Genomic DNA, 15,507 nt, shown 5'->3' on the forward strand with positions numbered 1-15,507 from the left:
TCCGGCCGGTTATGCGTTTCCCTTTATTCATGCGATTTACCACTCCGGCGTTCTGCGCCGTAACAAGAGGGGTATTAAAGCTGACCGCAGCTACCTTATAAGACCGAGATGAGTCTGTCGAAAAAGTAAGCGCCTTTTAAGACAGTCCTTCCCCTATACGATTTGACAAAGTCGTATGTCCATATATACAATAAAGCGTTATGGTACAGGTAACGCATACGAATAAATGTTCACTCTCCGTTTCCGTCCCGTCCGAGCTTACGGCGGGGAAGCGGCACCTTACGCAAGCGGAAATCGAAGCGCTCGAAAAAAATCAAAACACGTCCGACGATCCTTCGTGGCAAAACTTTTACGTCGATGCGGAATGCTTCGACGCCTCCCTCATACGCGATTCGTCATTTTCCGGTTTTATCGTTTTGGGGAAGCTCAGGCACGCCGCGCTGAAATATCACGACCTCGAACTCGAAGAAGGTATCTACGCTTCCAAATTGATAAATGCCGTGACGGGTGACGACAACGTGATCCGAAACGTCGCGTACTTTGAAAACTACCGGCTCGGAAAAAACGTCATGCTGTTCAATATACAGGAGATGAGCTGTACGACGCATTCGAAATTCGGCGAAGGGATTTTAAAAAAAGGCGAGCCGGAAGAAAACCGTATATGGATCGGAGTCGCAAACGAAAACGGCGGGCGGGAAGTGCTTCCGTTTAAAAGCATGATTCCCGCCGACGCATATCTGTGGTCGCGCTATCGCGAAGACGGCGCCCTTATGAAGCGATTTGTCGAGCTTACGGAAAAAGGTGCTTGCTGTGAAGGGGCGACGTACGGGATTGTTAAAAACAACGCCGTCATAAAAAATACGACGCTTTTAAAAGATGCGGAAATCGGAGAATGCGTGTACATCAAAGGCGCGTTCAAATTGAAAAACATCACAGTGCTCTCTTCGGAGGCGGAGCCGTCGCAGATCGGCGAAGGCGTCGAAATGGTAAACGGCATTATGGGAGCCGGCAGCCGCGTCTTTTATCAGGCGGTTGCGGTGCGCTTCGTCATCGGAAAAAACTGCCAGCTTAAATACGGCGCACGGCTTTTGAATTCGGTACTCGGAGACAATTCGACCGTGTCGTGCTGTGAGATTCTTAACAATTTGATATTTCCGTTTCACGAACAGCATCACAATTCGTCTTTCCTCATCGCATCGACTATCATGGGGCAGTCGAATATCGCATCGGGCGCGACGATCGGCAGCAATCACAATTCGCGCAGTCCCGACGGCGAGCTCATCGCTTCGCGCGGATTTTGGCCTTCTCTTTCGAGTGATTTTAAACACAACAGCCGATTCGCGTCGTTCGTCCTCATCGCAAAAGGCTCATACCAATACGAGCTCGATATCCCGTATCCGTTTTCGCTCATTGCGCTCGGGGAAAACGGCGATCGGAGCATACGCATTTTTCCGGCGTGGTGGTTTATGTACGATATGTTTGCCCTCGTTCGAAACCGTTACAAATTCAAAAAACGCGATAAGCGGGTCGTGCCGGTGCAGCACATCGAAACAGATCCCTTTGCTCCCGATACGATGCAGGAGATTATGACGGCGCTCGATCGCATCGTCCGTTTGACGGCGAAAGAACGGATGCCCCATCGCGGACAAACGGAATCAGGTATACACGAAACGGAGGATGTACGAATGCGCGGGAAAACACGCGGCTTCGGAATTCGGACGAGTGCGGATGCAACCGACGGATTCGAAGACGCCGCAGGTGGAAATACTGCAAACGGTACACGCGAAGACGATACGGACAAAGAGCGGCTCGCGGAAGCGAAAGCGTTTTTTGAAAAAAATCCTGACGCCGATTTTACCCTTTCCGACGCGCAGTGCCAGAAAAGATACGGCGCGACGGTATTTCGGCCGGCGTATGCGTATCACCAATACCGGAAAATTATTAAATATTTTGCCGCGAAAACGATAATCGAATACTGCGATGAAAACGGCATCGCATCCGTTTCGCCTGCCGTCCTTGCGGAAATCGCGCGGCATCCGCTGTACGCCGAATGGCTCAACGCGGGCGGACAGATTATCCCGATCGAAAAAATCGATGAACTGCGTGAAAAAGTAAAGCGCGGGGAAATCGCGAGTTGGGAAAAAGTGCACGCCTTTTACGATGCGTGTGCGGCTTCCTACCTCGCCGACAAAACGCGCTATGCGCTCTATCTTTTGAAATGCATCTACGGCGTTCCCTTTGAGCGATGCAGCGCGGAGCAGTACCGCAACCTCGTCGAAAGCGTCGCCGCCGTTTCCGACGATATGTACACATTGTCGGTGTCGTCGCGTGAAAAGGATTATACCGATTACTACCGAAAAATGACGTACCGGAACCGCGAAGAGATGGACGCGGTGCTCGGCACGATAGACAGAGATGACTTTTTAACGATGCTGAAAGACGACACGGAGCGCTTTAATAAAAAATTGCGCCGCGTAATCACGGTTTAAAACCGTCAGCGCCCCATCGCGTTTTTAATGCCTGCGAGGAGCTCCGAGTATTCGGTGTATGCCGGCAGAGAAGGATTATCCTTAATAATCTGCTCCGTCGATTTGAATAAAAATCCCGCTTTGGAAGCTTTGATCATCGCGAGGTCGTTAAACGAATCTCCCGCCGCGATCGTTTCGAAACCGACAGACTGCAGCGCTTTTACCGTTGCGAGTTTGCTTTCGGGGCAGCGCATTTTGTAACCGGTGATCTTTCCGCTTGCGTCGTGTTCCAGCGTATTGCAGAAAATCGTCGGACGACCGAGCTTTTCCATAAGCGGAGCGGCAAACTGTTCGAAAGTATCGCTCAAGATGAGCACTTGCGTAAACGAACGCAGTTCGTCGAGAAAATCTTTTGCACCGGGCATCGGGTCGATTTTTTTAATCGTTTCGCGGATTTCGTTCAAACCGAGATTGTGTTTGTCGAGAATATCGATCCGGTAACGCATCAGCGTATCGTAGTTCGGTTCGTCGCGCGTCGTGCGCCGCAGTTCGGGAATGCCGGTCGCTTCGCTGAACGCGATCCATATTTCGGGGACGAGCACGCCCTCAAGGTCAAGACAAGTGATAAACATACGGTCAGTATAGCGTATCGAAGCGTTTTGTAAAAGGCCGCATACTTTCATATTTTGATAAATAAACGACTCGGCCGGTTTTCGTTTTACGGAAACGACGTCGCAGTGCGGACGAAAAACCTAATGCGCGCTTATGCAAGGTTATCTCCTACGCACCCGAACTGCTATAACCGGCGAAGCGAATACACGGGTGCTATCGAAAGCGCGAAAGGAGATTTTGTCCCAGAGAACCCGGCGCCTTCGATCCGGCTTTTATCCAAGAAAGCGACTGTTTTGCACTGCGCCTGCTTTTGGCGCCGTCGAGGGCGGCAAGGTAATCGGCGAGCCAAGATGCGAGAGAGCCGTCTTTTTCAGCCGCATCGTTTTGGACATCGCATGAGACGAGCACGACGGAAACGTTTTGTTTGTCTCCGGCATAAGCTGCGATATTTTCGGCAAAGGCGGTAAATGCGGCTTCGGCGCTGCTGACAAAGGGACCTGCGGCGGAGGCGGTACTGCTCCGAATCGCCGAAGAGCGAATAACATCCGCCATGCTCGGATGATGACGCACGATATAGATGAGCTTACCGCTTTCTTTGCGCTGTTCGATGCGGCTGAGGATTTCCATCGTTAAGTAGTGATAGCCCGAAATCATCGTGTCGATTGCGCGCGTGCATTCTTCGGGCGAAAGCGCCGTAAACTGCTGCGCGTATACGGCAGCGTCGAAATAGAGCACCGTTTCATCGATGACCGTAAATGCGTTTTCCGCCTGGAGCACGAGGGAACGGGCGGAAACGGACGAAGGCCTGTTCCACGACGCGATGACGATATCGCCTGCCGTGACGGCCGCTCCGTCGCTTTCGGGGTTGCCCGTTACGACGACATTGTATCCTGCGAGCGCCATGCCGTCGGCAAAGTCTCCGCCGTAGGGCAAATCTTTTCCCGCAATCAAAATTGTCTTTTCCATACACGATACTATAACATACTGTTGCGCAAATAAAAAGTCGTCGTTCGCATGAGTCCGCTTGATGTCGTTCCAACCGATATTTCGGATGACGCCGTTTTGCCATCCCGCCTTCCGCGCTTCGGTAACCCTCATTCCCGCCGTCGCTCCCGCTCGCGGCGGGAACGCTTCGCGGCGCTCCACGCGGGCATAGGCCGGAACGAAACGTACGGCGTGCGTGCGATTGTACGAAGTGCGGACGCTGTGCTATACTGGCACTATGAAACTTTGGCTCAAGTATTTGATCGGAGCGCTGCTCGGCGTCGCGCTTTCGTTTGCCGTGCCGTCGACTTCGGAGGCCGCGTCTTCCGCACTCGCTTTTATTACGGAAGTGATCGTCCGCTTCGGCAGATATATCGTCGTACCGCTCGTTTTTTTTACCGCGATGACGGCAGTCAACAAACTGCGCGAATCGAAGATGATTTTAAAAACCGGTATGTGGACGGCAGCCGTAACTGTCGCTTCGGCATTGCTTTTGACTTTTATCGGCCTCGTCGCGATTTTGGCGATCCGTCTGCCGCGCATTCCCATCACTGCGGATAAAGCCGCCGAAGCCGCTTCTCTCAACATAAACGATTTGATACGTGCGCTCTTTCCGTCGTCCGCATTTGAAACGCTCATAAACGGTACGTTTTTGTTTCCCGCATTTTTGTTCGCGTGTTTTTCAGGCGGCGCGTGTACCGGCGATCAGGCGGCATTTCGTCCGATCGTGACGATTACCGACGCGCTTTCAAAGCTCTGCTACAATATCGTAACGCTCTTTACCGAAGTCCTTTCGATCGGCATGATAGCCGTCATGTGCAGCTGGGCGATACAATTCCGCACGGTCGTCACAGGCGGCACTTTCGTTCCGCTCATCCTCCTCCTGTTCGGCATACTCATACTCGTCGCGGGCGGCATCTACCCCGTGCTCTTGCATTATATTTGTCACGATCCGCACCCGTACCGCGTGCTCTATGCGAGTCTGTGTTCGATCATTACCGCGTTTTTCAGCGGCGATACGAACTTCGTGTTGCCGATCAATATGAGAGCGGGTAAAGAAAGCCTCGGCATCAGGCGCAGAATCAACGGCATCGCGTATCCGCTCTTTTCGATTTTTGCGCGCGGCGGGGCGGCGCTCATCGTGACGGTTGGCTTTGTCGTCATCTGGAGATCCTACGCATACATGACGATTCCCGTAAGCAATATCCTGTGGATTTACTGCATGTCGATCGGCTTATCGTTTTTGCTCGGCGGACTTCCCTCCGGCGGCCCCTTTATCGCGCTTACGGTGCTGTGCACGCTTTACGGACGCGGCTTTGAAACGGGTTATCTCCTATTGCGCCCCGTCGCTCCGATCCTCTGTTCGTTTGCCGCAGCTTTCGACGTTTTGAGCGCGATGTTCGGAAGCTATATCGTCGGTGTGAAAACGCACATGATAGAGCACCATTCGGTACAGCATTTTATTTGATACGATTGAAGGAGTGCAGCGATTCTTTGCGAGAACGCCGACGCGAAACGCTTTGCGCTGAACATAATTTGCATACATAAGCGTGAATCGCAATCGAAGCCGCCCTTGAACGGTATTATATTGCGTGCGCTTATGAATCCTCATAAGTTGTTACCGGTTTTAGGCAAAATTGTTTTCCGTGGTGAAGCAATGCGTTCTCTTACAAAACTGCGGTAAGAGTGATACGGTTTATCCTCGACATCCGTGGCCGAGATAAAAAATTGTTTAGTGGAAAGAAGAATCATCAATACGGAGGTGTTACAATGAAACATACGATAAAAACATTTTTTACGCTCGCTTTGGTACTGGCGCTGTTCGGTATGACCGCATGCAAAGGTCCGAGTGACAACAACAGCGACAGTACGGACGAAGGCGTAAGGCCATGGACGGCCGAACTTACCCTCAGTTCCGATAAGCTTGGCATTAAAGTTACGGTCACAACCGACGACGGTACTCCCGTTACGGTAGAAGGCTGTACCGAAACGGAACTTAAAAGCGGTACCGAAACCGACCTGAACGCAAACGGCACGACGGTAAAGCTTACGGGAAAAATCACTGCGCTGTCCTGCAGCAACAATAAGCTTACCGGACTTAACGTGCGAGGCGGCTTAACCGCATTGCGAAGTCTGTCTTGCGATAAAAATGAACTTGCCTCTCTCGATGTGCAAGGCTGTACCGTTTTGTATAATCTGTCCTGCGATAGCAATAAGCTTCCCTCTCTTAACGTACAAGGCTGTACTGCTTTGAAAGAGCTGCGCTGCGAGGAAAATCAACTTGCCGAACTCAATGTACAAGGCTGTACCGCTTTAAGATGGTTGGGCTGCTACGGCAACAAGCTTGACACCCTTAACGTGGAGGGTTTTACCGCTTTGTCAATGCTGACCTGTGCAAAAAATCAGCTTACTTCTCTTAACATACAGGGCTGTACCGTTTTGGGCTATTTGGACTGCTACGGCAACAAGCTTGACGCAGCCGCACTTACAAAGATTTTGAACGACTTACCTGTACATGAAGGCGGACTTTGTACGCTTTATACTGAACAAACCGACGTTACCGAAGACAATTCTAAAGACTTTACCTCGGCAACTGCCCCGGCGGATCTGAAAGCCGCCTTTACCAAGGCAAAAACCGAAAAGAGGTGGACGATGAAAAAGTATAATGCAAGCGGAAATTCGGTTGAAATTTAATGTAATTAATAGGCACATGTGCGAGGTTTCGGGGACGCGGATGCTTTCACAATCTCACTATCGGCCGAAAGAGAATTCTACCATGATGCCGTCATAACGCAGCAGTTGAATTGTCAAGTATGTAGAAAATATTGAGGCGGCATTCGGTGTAAAAGCCGGAGAGCTGCCTCGATTTTTATCTGCCGCATATCACACACCGCCGGTAAAAAATCCTATACCGCAATTTCGCAATCTGTGCTATACTGTTATTTAATGCGATCTCAAGTGTAAAACCGGAGGCGTGAATGGACGGCGATAATTACGTAATCGAAATGCTTCACATCAGAAAGGAATTTCCCGGCATCGTTGCGAACGACGATATCACGCTGCAGGTAAAAGACGGTGAAATCCACGCGATACTCGGCGAAAACGGCGCGGGCAAATCGACGCTCATGAGTATTTTGTTCGGGCTCTATCATGCCGACGGCGGTACGATAAAAGTACACGGCAAAGAAGCCGCCGTCAAAAATCCGAACGATGCGACGCGACTCGGCATCAGCATGGTGCATCAGCATTTTCAGCTTGTGCGCAATTTTACCGTCACCGAAAATATCATCCTCGGAAACGAAGGCGCTTTCGTGCTGCACCGCAGAGAAGCGTCGAAAAAAATTAAAGCGCTGAGCGAAAAATACGGACTCAACATCGACCCCGATATGAAGATCGAAGACATTTCCGTCGGTATGCAGCAGCGCGTCGAAATACTCAAAATGCTGTACCGCGATGCGAAGATATTGATCTTCGACGAACCGACGGCAGTGCTTACGCCGCAGGAGATCGACGATCTCATGCGGATTATGAAAAATCTCGCCAAAGAAGGCAAATCGATTATCCTCATCACGCATAAGCTCAACGAAATAAAGACGGTCGCCGATCGCTGTACGATTATCCGGCGCGGCAAAATGATCGGTGTCGTCGATGTTGCATCGACGAGTATGCAGGACATGGCGGCTAAGATGGTCGGCCGTCCGGTAAATTTTAAAGTCGATAAAGCGCCGTCGCATCCGGGACGCGCGATCCTTGAAATTAAAAATCTTTCCGTCATGAATGCGAAAAACGTCGCAGGCGTCAAAAACTTTTCGCTTTCGGTACACGAAGGCGAAATCGTCGGGCTTGCCGGCGTCGACGGGAACGGGCAGAGCGAACTCGTCGAAGCGATCACGGGTTTGACGCCGATCGCAGACGGTTCGATTTTTATCGACGGGGAAGACGCAAGCGCTTTTACAATCCGCGAGCGCAACGAAAGCGGCATCGCGCATATTCCGGAAGACCGGCAAAAGCGCGGTATTATCCCGACCGAATCGATCGCGGAAAATATCGCCGTCAAAGATTTTTACCGCTGGCCTTTCAGCAAGCGGGGCATCCTCGACGACAAATATATCAATTCATACGCCGAAGACGTCGTTAATAATTTCGATGTCCGCTCGGGCGAAGGAATAAAATCGCCTGCGGGAAAACTTTCCGGCGGAAACCAGCAAAAGCTCATCATCGGCCGCGAGCTTTCGGTAAAGCCGAAACTGCTCATCGCCGTTCAGCCGACGCGCGGACTCGATGTCGGTGCGATCGAATACATTCACAAACAGATCGTCGCTCAGCGCGACAAGGGAAACGCCGTGCTGCTCGTTTCCCTCGAACTCGACGAAGTGTTCAATCTGTCCGATAAAATCGCCGTTATAAGCGGCGGCGAACTTATCGATATCGTAAAAACACAAGAGACGAACGAACACGCGGTCGGTCTTATGATGGCGGGCGTCAAACACGGAGGAGCGCAGCGATGAAGCACGGGGCAACGCATATCGAAAAACGCGGAAAAGCAAAAAAACGGAAGGGTGAAAAAAACGAAGAGTGGAAAAGCGGGCCGTTTTTAATTGCGTTGAGCGCCGTCGTGCTCGGTCTTGTTGCGGGCGGTATTCTCATGGCGGTTATCGGAGAAAATCCGCTTGAAGCTTATCTCTATATGTTCCGCGGCAGCCTTATGAATTCGGAGCGCGTCGGAAACATGATCGCCGTTTCGACGACGCTGTTTTTTACCGGCCTCGCATTTGCGTTCGCGTATAAAACGGGCTTGTTCAATATCGGCTGTTCCGGGCAAATGCTCGCAGGCGGTATAGTCGCGACAATAGCCGCGCATTATCTCTTTTTGCCGCGTCCGCTCTATCTCATTGCATTGATCCTGTGCGCAGTGCTCGGCGGCGCGCTGTGGGCGGCGATCCCCGGTTTTTTTAAAGCGAAATTCAACGTGCATGAAGTCGTATCGACGATTATGATGAATTGGATCGCTTATTGGAGCGTGTATTATTATATTCCCGCGTATCTCAAAGGGCCGTCGCTCGAAACGGAAAGTTCCGCAATCGCCGTAACGCAATCGCTCCGTACTCCGTGGCTTACTAATCTCTTTGCCGGTTCGACCTATATCAATTTAAGCGTTTTTATCGCTATCATCGCCCTCGTCGTCGTGCAGTTTTGCTTGAGTAAAACGACGCTCGGTTTCAGTTTAAAAGCCGTCGGCGCAAATAAAAGCTGCGCGGAATATGCGGGTATCAGCGTCAATTCGAGCATCGTTTTGTCCATGATGATTTCAGGTGCGCTTGCAGGACTGGCCGGTCTTTCTTACTACACGGGCTATTCGCTCAATATGCAAATCGGCGTCATGCCTTCTCAAGGCTTCGACGGCATAGCGGTCGCCTTACTCGGCGCTTCGACGCCCGTCGGTGTTTTGCTCGCGTCGATATTTTTCGGCATACTGCAGTCGGGCAAAGGATTTATGAACGCGATGACGTCCGTTCCGCCTGAAATCGCCGACACGATCATATCCGTCATCATTTACTTTACCGCGACGAGTATTTTGTTCGAACGGCTGTGGAACGGTGTTTTCCGTGCCATGCGCGGAAAGCGAAAAACAAATAGCAACAATGCCGATAGCGCGCAGCGTACGGCGCAGGGAGGCCGCTGATATGTGGGAACTTTTTTCGCAGATTTTTCCGTACGTCATCGCATATACGATTCCCATGCTCGTCACGAGTTTGGGCGGTCTCTACAGCGAACGTTCCGGCGTTACGAACTTGGGGCTTGAAGGACTCATGCTTTCAGGCTATTTCGGAAGCGCATTCGTCATCAAACTCACCGAAAACGTATTGCCGCACGGCGCGTATACCGTACTCGGTCTGGCGGCGGGAATGCTGTGCGGTATGCTCGTCGCGTCGCTTCACGCGTTCGCATCGATCAATCTGAAAGCCGATCAGACGATTTCCGGAACGGCGATCAATATGCTCGCGGCCGCTCTCACCGTGTACGTCGCGCGCCTCGTCACCGGAAGCGGCAATATTCCTATCGTCATGGGCATCGTGCGCGACGACATTCCGTTTCTTTCAAAGATTCCCGTAATCGGCGCGCTGTTTTTTTCGCGCTCGTACTGGTCGACGTGGCTCGTGCTTGCCCTTTGGGGCTTTTCGTTTTGGCTTTTATACAGCACGTCCTTCGGTTTGCGCCTGCGCGCCTGCGGCGAACATCCGTCGGCGGTAGAAAGCGCAGGCGTCAACGTGCACAGGATGCGCTGGTTCGGAGTGCTCGCAAGCGGCGCGCTTTCGGGGCTCGGCGGCGGCGTTATGCTCGTCACGTACAGCGGCGAGTTCAACGGCAGCGTCGCAGGTCTCGGCTTTTTGTCGATTGCGGCGCTCATCTTCGGGCAGTGGAAGCCGCTCGGTATTTTAGGCGCGACGTTCTTTTTCGGATTTTTTACGACGCTTGCAAACGTGTCGCAGGCGATCCCCGCGCTCAACGTCGTGCCGACGGTCATCTTCAAAGTATTCCCGTACATCGTCACGCTCGTAGCTCTCGTCTTTTCATCGAAGCACATGTCCGCACCTGCAGCCGACGGAATTCCGTATTGATATCTTTGCCGGAAAGGGCGGCGCGTTTTCGGCAAAATTGTTTGTCTTAAATTAGCCCAATATTCCCATTTCCGCCAAAATGATCGAAGCTGCGGCCGTCGCCGCGGTTTCCGTGCGCAAAATCCGCTCTCCCATCGAACAGCGCGTATAACCGCAGTTTTCGAAGCGCGCGCGCTCGGCATCCGTCCAACCCCGCTCGCTTCCGATTGCCGCGATAACGGGGCACGGAAAAAGTTTTTCGCTCTTTTTTTCCGAAAGAAAGGCCGTAAGCGAAAGAGGCGCGTTTACGTTATCGAGCGCAATTTTAATCGCACGCTCTTTATCCGCGGCGGCAATACACTCGGCAAGCGTTTCGTGCAGAGAGAGGCAAGGCACGTGCGTGCTTCCCGCCTGAGCACTTCCGTCGAGGAGCATTTTATACGCCGCTCCCCGCTCGACGAGCGACGACTGCATATAGGATTTTTCACCGAGCTCCGTTCCCGTCAAAAAAATGTGCGAAGCGCCGAGACCCGCGACGTCGCGCAAAAGACGCTTAAGCTGGATAGGGCGCGGAAAGCCGACGATGAGCGTAAGGGGTGAAAGCTCTTTTCCGTCCGTTTCGGGCGTAAACGAAAACCGTATGGCGCCTCCTTCCTCTCCTGAGCTTATATTCGTAATCAAAGCTTTGCCCGCCATTCCTCCGATGACGCCTGCGCTGAATGTGTCGCCCGTTTTTTTGTGAAGAATCTTTACGATATGCCGCGCGCGTTCGTCGCGAAGCGGAAGCGGATTATCGATTTCGTCGGCGGTAAAAAGACAGATATTCATGATTTTAAAAACGGCGTTTTAAAAATAACCGCCGCGGGAAAATCCTAATTCAATCGGTCGATTTAATCAAGCGCAAAATTATGCTATAATGACGCCATGCGAAAAAATCGATTCGACGATATGCCGTGGCCCCTTATGTTGTCCGCGTTTCCGAAAAGCGCAAGCCTCCCGATCGCCTCATATCACCGTATCCTCTCTGCGGATTTTCCCGAATTTATTAATAAGTATGTCGACCTTCCGATTTTGCAGCGGCTTTCGGGGATCGGACTTTTGTGCGGTACGGATTGGACGCCGCTCTATCGAAATCGATTTTTTTATTCGCGGCTCGATCACAGCATCGGCGTCGCGCTCATATTGTGGCACTTTACGCACGACCAGGCTGAAACGCTCGCAGGTCTTTTGCACGACGTTTCGACGCCCGTTTTCAGTCACGTTGCGGATTTCAGAAACGGAGACGCGCTTACGCAGGAATCGACGGAAAACGAAAACGAATCGATGATCCGAAACGACGATGCCCTTTGCGCCATGCTCAAATCCGACGGTATTTCGATCGATGCCGTCGCCGACTATCACGTCTATCCGCTTGCGGACAACAAGCTCCCGCGTCTTTCGGCTGACAGACTCGAATACATGTTTCCCTCAGGAGCCGCGCTCGAAGGAAGCTGGACGCTTTCCGAAATCGCAGAAGCGTACGGAGACATCGATATCTGTATCAACGAAGACGGAGAACGTGAGCTCGGCTTTCGAACGCAAAAAATTGCGGAAACCTACTGTGAAAAAACTTGCCGTACGGGGCACATTCTGCAGCTCAACGAAAACAAACTTGCGCTCAAGCTGCTTTCGGATATCGTCGACCGCGCGATCGCGATCGGGTTGATCGCCGAAAAAGACTGCTATGAAAAAACCGAGCGCGAAATCGTCGCCCGATTCGATTCGTTCAGTGAAAGCGTGCAAAGCGGAAATGCGGCGAACGATACTGTACACGGCGAAGCTGAGGTGTGCGGGGATTTGTACGGCGGAGATGCGGTTGGTGACAATCGAGATGCCATACGCGACGCTTCACGGAACGTACGTACCGCTTCCGGCACGGCACGAAAAGATTTTCGTGATGCCGTTGCTTGCCCCAGCTCATCCGCCTTTTCTCCGCAGAGAGAATTTGTTAAACGCTGGCGAACGTTCCGAACGATGACGCGCATCGAACATACGGATGACGCATTGCCCGATCACTTTTGCGTATCGCTCGACGTAAAGATGCGCTATATCGACCCGCTCGTCATCGGCGACGGCGAAAGTGCTGCCGGAGCGCGGCGGCTTACGAGCGTTTCAAAAAAATCGGCTGCTCTCATCGAAGATTTTCTTTCGTGGCGCGATACGAAATACGGATGCGCCGCATACGCACTTCCTTTGCACTTTGCGGAAAAAAACGGGTAAACGAGCATAAGCGAGTACCGTATATGCGCTCGCAAACTCCGTACGATTTCGCTATACTTGACCTATGGACAACGCAAAAATCAAAGAGCTCCTCCTCGACATTCAAGACACGAAGCTCGACTTTACGGTCATTCAATCGGGAAAAGAGAGCCGGCGCGTCAACGGTTTATACAAACCCGATACGCATGAAATTATTTTGCACAATAAAAATTTTAAAACCGACAACGAAATGATCTATACCGCCGTCCACGAATATGCGCATCACCTGCTCACCGAAGAAGCGCTTGCGACTATGGGCGACACGGCGCTGCCGAACGCGAGGGTGCACACGCAGGCGTTTTGGGCGAAGTTCAACGAATTGTTGATCATCGCCGAAAAAAAGGGTTACTACGCGCTGAACATTCAAAGCTCACCCGAGCTCGAAAAACTCACCGAAGAGATCCGCAAAAATTACCTTGAAAAAAACGGCGAGCTCATGCAAGAGTTCGGACGGCTCCTCGCAAAAGCGTACGATCTCTGTGAAAAAGCGAATATCCGCTATGAAGATTACATCGACCGCGTGCTCTGCCTCCCGCGCAATTCCGCACGCGATATCCGAAAGCTAGGCATGGAAAATGTCAATCCCGCACTCGGCTACGACAATATGAAATTCGTCGCGTCGCTCAAAAATCCAGACGACAGAAGCGCCGCGGAAAAGCAGCTTTTGCACGGAGGAAGCCCCGACAGCGTGCGCGCCCTTATGCGGCGTAAAAGCTCGGACGATGCCGACGATAAAAAGACGAAACTCGAAAAAGAAAAAAAACGCATTGAGCGCGCGATCGAACAGCTGCAAAAGCGGCTCGAATTCGTGGAGGCGGCAATTGAAAATATGTAAAATCATACGGGCGGCTTTCGCTTTTGTAATCGTATCGACCGTGATGCCGCTTTCGGCGCAAAACGGAACATCGTCCGGAGGCGCAAAACAGAATGCTCCCGTAACGGCGCCTGTTATGCCGACCCCTCCTTCGATGCCGACGCTGAGCGTTCCTTCGATGAGCGCTCCTCATTATACGCCCGGCCGAAATACCGCCGCACAGCAGCAGACGAACACCGGCTCCGCTCCCGCCGCAAACGAAACGCCGCCGCAAACAATGCAACAGATACCGAGCGGCAAAGTGCAAAGTACCGATCCGGCGGATACAAACGGCTCGAAAAAATCATCCGCCGTTACAGCTGCAGACTTAACGGCGCTTGCAAACAAAGGTCTCCTTAACAATTTTTATTCGCTGCTCGGCTCGTCGGGAAACGGCGCGCTCCTGCCGGGCGGCATAACAACGGGCGGTCTATCGTCAGGCGGAATATCTTCAGGTGCGGCGCTGCCGTCTTCATCGAATGCGATGCTCGAAAAAATCCTTTCGGAGCTTGACAACGTAAAAAAACAAAATGCCGAAGCGGTAAAATCGAACGAAGAGCAGCCCCTCGCCTCTTCCGCGCGTCCCGGTATTCTGCGTTTTATCGTAAACGGCTACGATGTCCTCTCTTCGTGCCGTGCCGTGTATTTCAGCGACGTCGGGGAAGACGGCACGTTTTTGCTGACGGGCGACAGAACGTATACGGCAAACGGACAAAAGCGGATGGAAACGTTTTACTTACTCTTTCGGCCGGCCGGAACAGCGGGATTTTCGACGCAGTACAAAGTGGAATGCTCCGTCGTACAGGATTATACGAATGTGCATTCGTTCATGTATCGGCTTGCATCGCTCGGCAATTTAAGTGCGGCAAAAACCGGCAACCTCGTTTCGATGCGCACATCCGATCCGAATTGCCGTGCGGATTTACTCATCGACATCGGAAGCGCGAAACAACAATGAGCGACATACTGAACGAGGGGCTTTCCGAGCTCGGCTTTGCACAGTCTTCGATTCCGCTTTTTGCGCAAAAGCTCGGCACGTACATAAAAGAATTGCAGCTATTTAATTCCGCGTACAATCTCGTCAACACGAGCGGCTTCGAAGAGCTTGCCATTCGTCACGTATTCGACAGTCTCGCCGCACACGATATTATCAACTCGCTTGCGGCAGACATACGAAACGTCGGCGTCACCAGCAGCGGCGATATCCTCATCGGCGATATCGGTTCGGGAGGAGGACTGCCGGGCATTCCGCTTGCCGTCGTCTTTCCGCAATTTCGCTTTACGCTCGTCGAACGCATGGACAGGCGATGCGCCTTTCTCGAAAACTGCGCCGTAATGCTCGGTTTGCAAAACGTTGCCGTGCAAAAATCGGAAGCCGAAAAAATTCCGCATGAAAGTTTTGACATAGCGGTGTTCCGCGCGCTGAAACCCCTCGACGCTCGCTTTGCAAAAACGCTTTTATCGCTTATAAAAAAAGGCGGGTATCTTGCCGCATATAAAGCGAAAAAAACGAATATCGAAAACGAAATGGACGCGATACGTTCGGTCATCGCCGATTATACGGCTCTCGAAGTGCGCGTGCCGTTTATGAAAGACGCGGAACGGAACATCGTCGTCGTAAAAAAGTAAGCATGCCGCAACGCAGCGCATGACGCGACATTGAACACTTCACACGAATAAAAACCGCTTTTGC

The 15,507-nt window shown here is 52.0% G+C and carries 13 protein-coding genes; 10 read left to right on the forward strand and 3 right to left on the reverse strand.

What is annotated here, in order from left to right; all coding sequences use genetic code 11:
* Nucleotides 1–200 precede the first annotated feature (200 nt).
* Entirely contained in the window at nucleotides 201–2,489 is a 2,289-nt protein-coding gene (locus HMPREF0860_RS06355; protein WP_021329535.1) for a DUF4954 family protein, read from the forward strand.
* Between the two features lie 5 nt (nucleotides 2,490–2,494).
* Here HMPREF0860_RS06355 and thrH read toward each other — a convergent pair whose 3' ends face one another.
* Both thrH and HMPREF0860_RS06365 read right to left on the reverse strand, forming a co-directional pair.
* A complete protein-coding gene (thrH, locus tag HMPREF0860_RS06360; protein WP_038080410.1) occupies nucleotides 2,495–3,100 on the reverse strand; it encodes a bifunctional phosphoserine phosphatase/homoserine phosphotransferase ThrH in 606 nt (201 codons plus the stop codon).
* Between the two features lie 193 nt (nucleotides 3,101–3,293).
* Nucleotides 3,294–4,046, reverse strand: coding sequence for a hypothetical protein (locus HMPREF0860_RS06365; protein ID WP_156001987.1), 753 nt, complete (start codon nucleotides 4,044–4,046; stop codon nucleotides 3,294–3,296).
* Between the two features lie 256 nt (nucleotides 4,047–4,302).
* Here HMPREF0860_RS06365 and HMPREF0860_RS06370 point away from each other — a divergent pair, with 256 nt between their 5' ends.
* The 5 genes from HMPREF0860_RS06370 to HMPREF0860_RS06390 all read left to right on the forward strand — a co-directional run bounded on the left by HMPREF0860_RS06370 (nucleotide 4,303) and on the right by HMPREF0860_RS06390 (nucleotide 10,684).
* On the forward strand, nucleotides 4,303–5,532 hold the full coding sequence (locus tag HMPREF0860_RS06370; protein ID WP_038080383.1) for a dicarboxylate/amino acid:cation symporter: 1,230 nt from the start codon (nucleotides 4,303–4,305) through the stop codon (nucleotides 5,530–5,532).
* 302 nt (nucleotides 5,533–5,834) lie between these two features.
* The gene (locus tag HMPREF0860_RS06375; RefSeq protein ID WP_021329409.1) at nucleotides 5,835–6,758 is read left to right on the forward strand and encodes a leucine-rich repeat domain-containing protein; all 924 of its coding nucleotides are present in this window, start codon (nucleotides 5,835–5,837) and stop codon (nucleotides 6,756–6,758) included.
* Between the two features lie 284 nt (nucleotides 6,759–7,042).
* Nucleotides 7,043–8,572, forward strand: a complete 1,530-nt coding sequence (locus HMPREF0860_RS06380; protein WP_021329498.1) for an ABC transporter ATP-binding protein — start codon at nucleotides 7,043–7,045, stop codon at nucleotides 8,570–8,572.
* The gene (locus HMPREF0860_RS06385) at nucleotides 8,569–9,747 is read left to right on the forward strand and encodes an ABC transporter permease (RefSeq protein ID WP_021329425.1); all 1,179 of its coding nucleotides are present in this window, start codon (nucleotides 8,569–8,571) and stop codon (nucleotides 9,745–9,747) included. Before HMPREF0860_RS06380 ends, HMPREF0860_RS06385 begins: the two co-directional genes overlap by 4 nt.
* Nucleotide 9,748: 1 nt before the next feature.
* Nucleotides 9,749–10,684, forward strand: coding sequence for an ABC transporter permease (locus HMPREF0860_RS06390; RefSeq protein ID WP_021329475.1), 936 nt, complete (start codon nucleotides 9,749–9,751; stop codon nucleotides 10,682–10,684).
* Between the two features lie 51 nt (nucleotides 10,685–10,735).
* Here the strand turns inward: HMPREF0860_RS06390 and HMPREF0860_RS06395 are convergent, their stop codons facing one another.
* On the reverse strand, nucleotides 10,736–11,491 hold the full coding sequence (locus tag HMPREF0860_RS06395) for an RsmE family RNA methyltransferase (RefSeq protein ID WP_021329420.1): 756 nt from the start codon (nucleotides 11,489–11,491) through the stop codon (nucleotides 10,736–10,738).
* 96 nt (nucleotides 11,492–11,587) lie between these two features.
* Here HMPREF0860_RS06395 and HMPREF0860_RS06400 point away from each other — a divergent pair, with 96 nt between their 5' ends.
* From HMPREF0860_RS06400 to rsmG, 4 genes are all read left to right on the forward strand, one after another.
* Entirely contained in the window at nucleotides 11,588–12,922 is a 1,335-nt protein-coding gene (locus tag HMPREF0860_RS06400) for a hypothetical protein (RefSeq protein WP_021329497.1), read from the forward strand.
* Between the two features lie 64 nt (nucleotides 12,923–12,986).
* Nucleotides 12,987–13,796, forward strand: coding sequence for a hypothetical protein (locus tag HMPREF0860_RS06405; RefSeq protein WP_021495616.1), 810 nt, complete (start codon nucleotides 12,987–12,989; stop codon nucleotides 13,794–13,796).
* The gene (locus HMPREF0860_RS06410; protein WP_021329526.1) at nucleotides 13,783–14,772 is read left to right on the forward strand and encodes a hypothetical protein; all 990 of its coding nucleotides are present in this window, start codon (nucleotides 13,783–13,785) and stop codon (nucleotides 14,770–14,772) included. Before HMPREF0860_RS06405 ends, HMPREF0860_RS06410 begins: the two co-directional genes overlap by 14 nt.
* Complete coding sequence (gene rsmG, locus HMPREF0860_RS06415) at nucleotides 14,769–15,443, forward strand: 16S rRNA (guanine(527)-N(7))-methyltransferase RsmG (protein ID WP_021329391.1); 675 nt, start codon at nucleotides 14,769–14,771, stop codon at nucleotides 15,441–15,443. Before HMPREF0860_RS06410 ends, rsmG begins: the two co-directional genes overlap by 4 nt.
* Nucleotides 15,444–15,507: the final 64 nt, after the last annotated feature.

This window comes from Treponema socranskii subsp. socranskii VPI DR56BR1116 = ATCC 35536, assembly GCF_000468115.1.
GTDB lineage: Bacteria > Spirochaetota > Spirochaetia > Treponematales > Treponemataceae > Treponema_D > Treponema_D socranskii.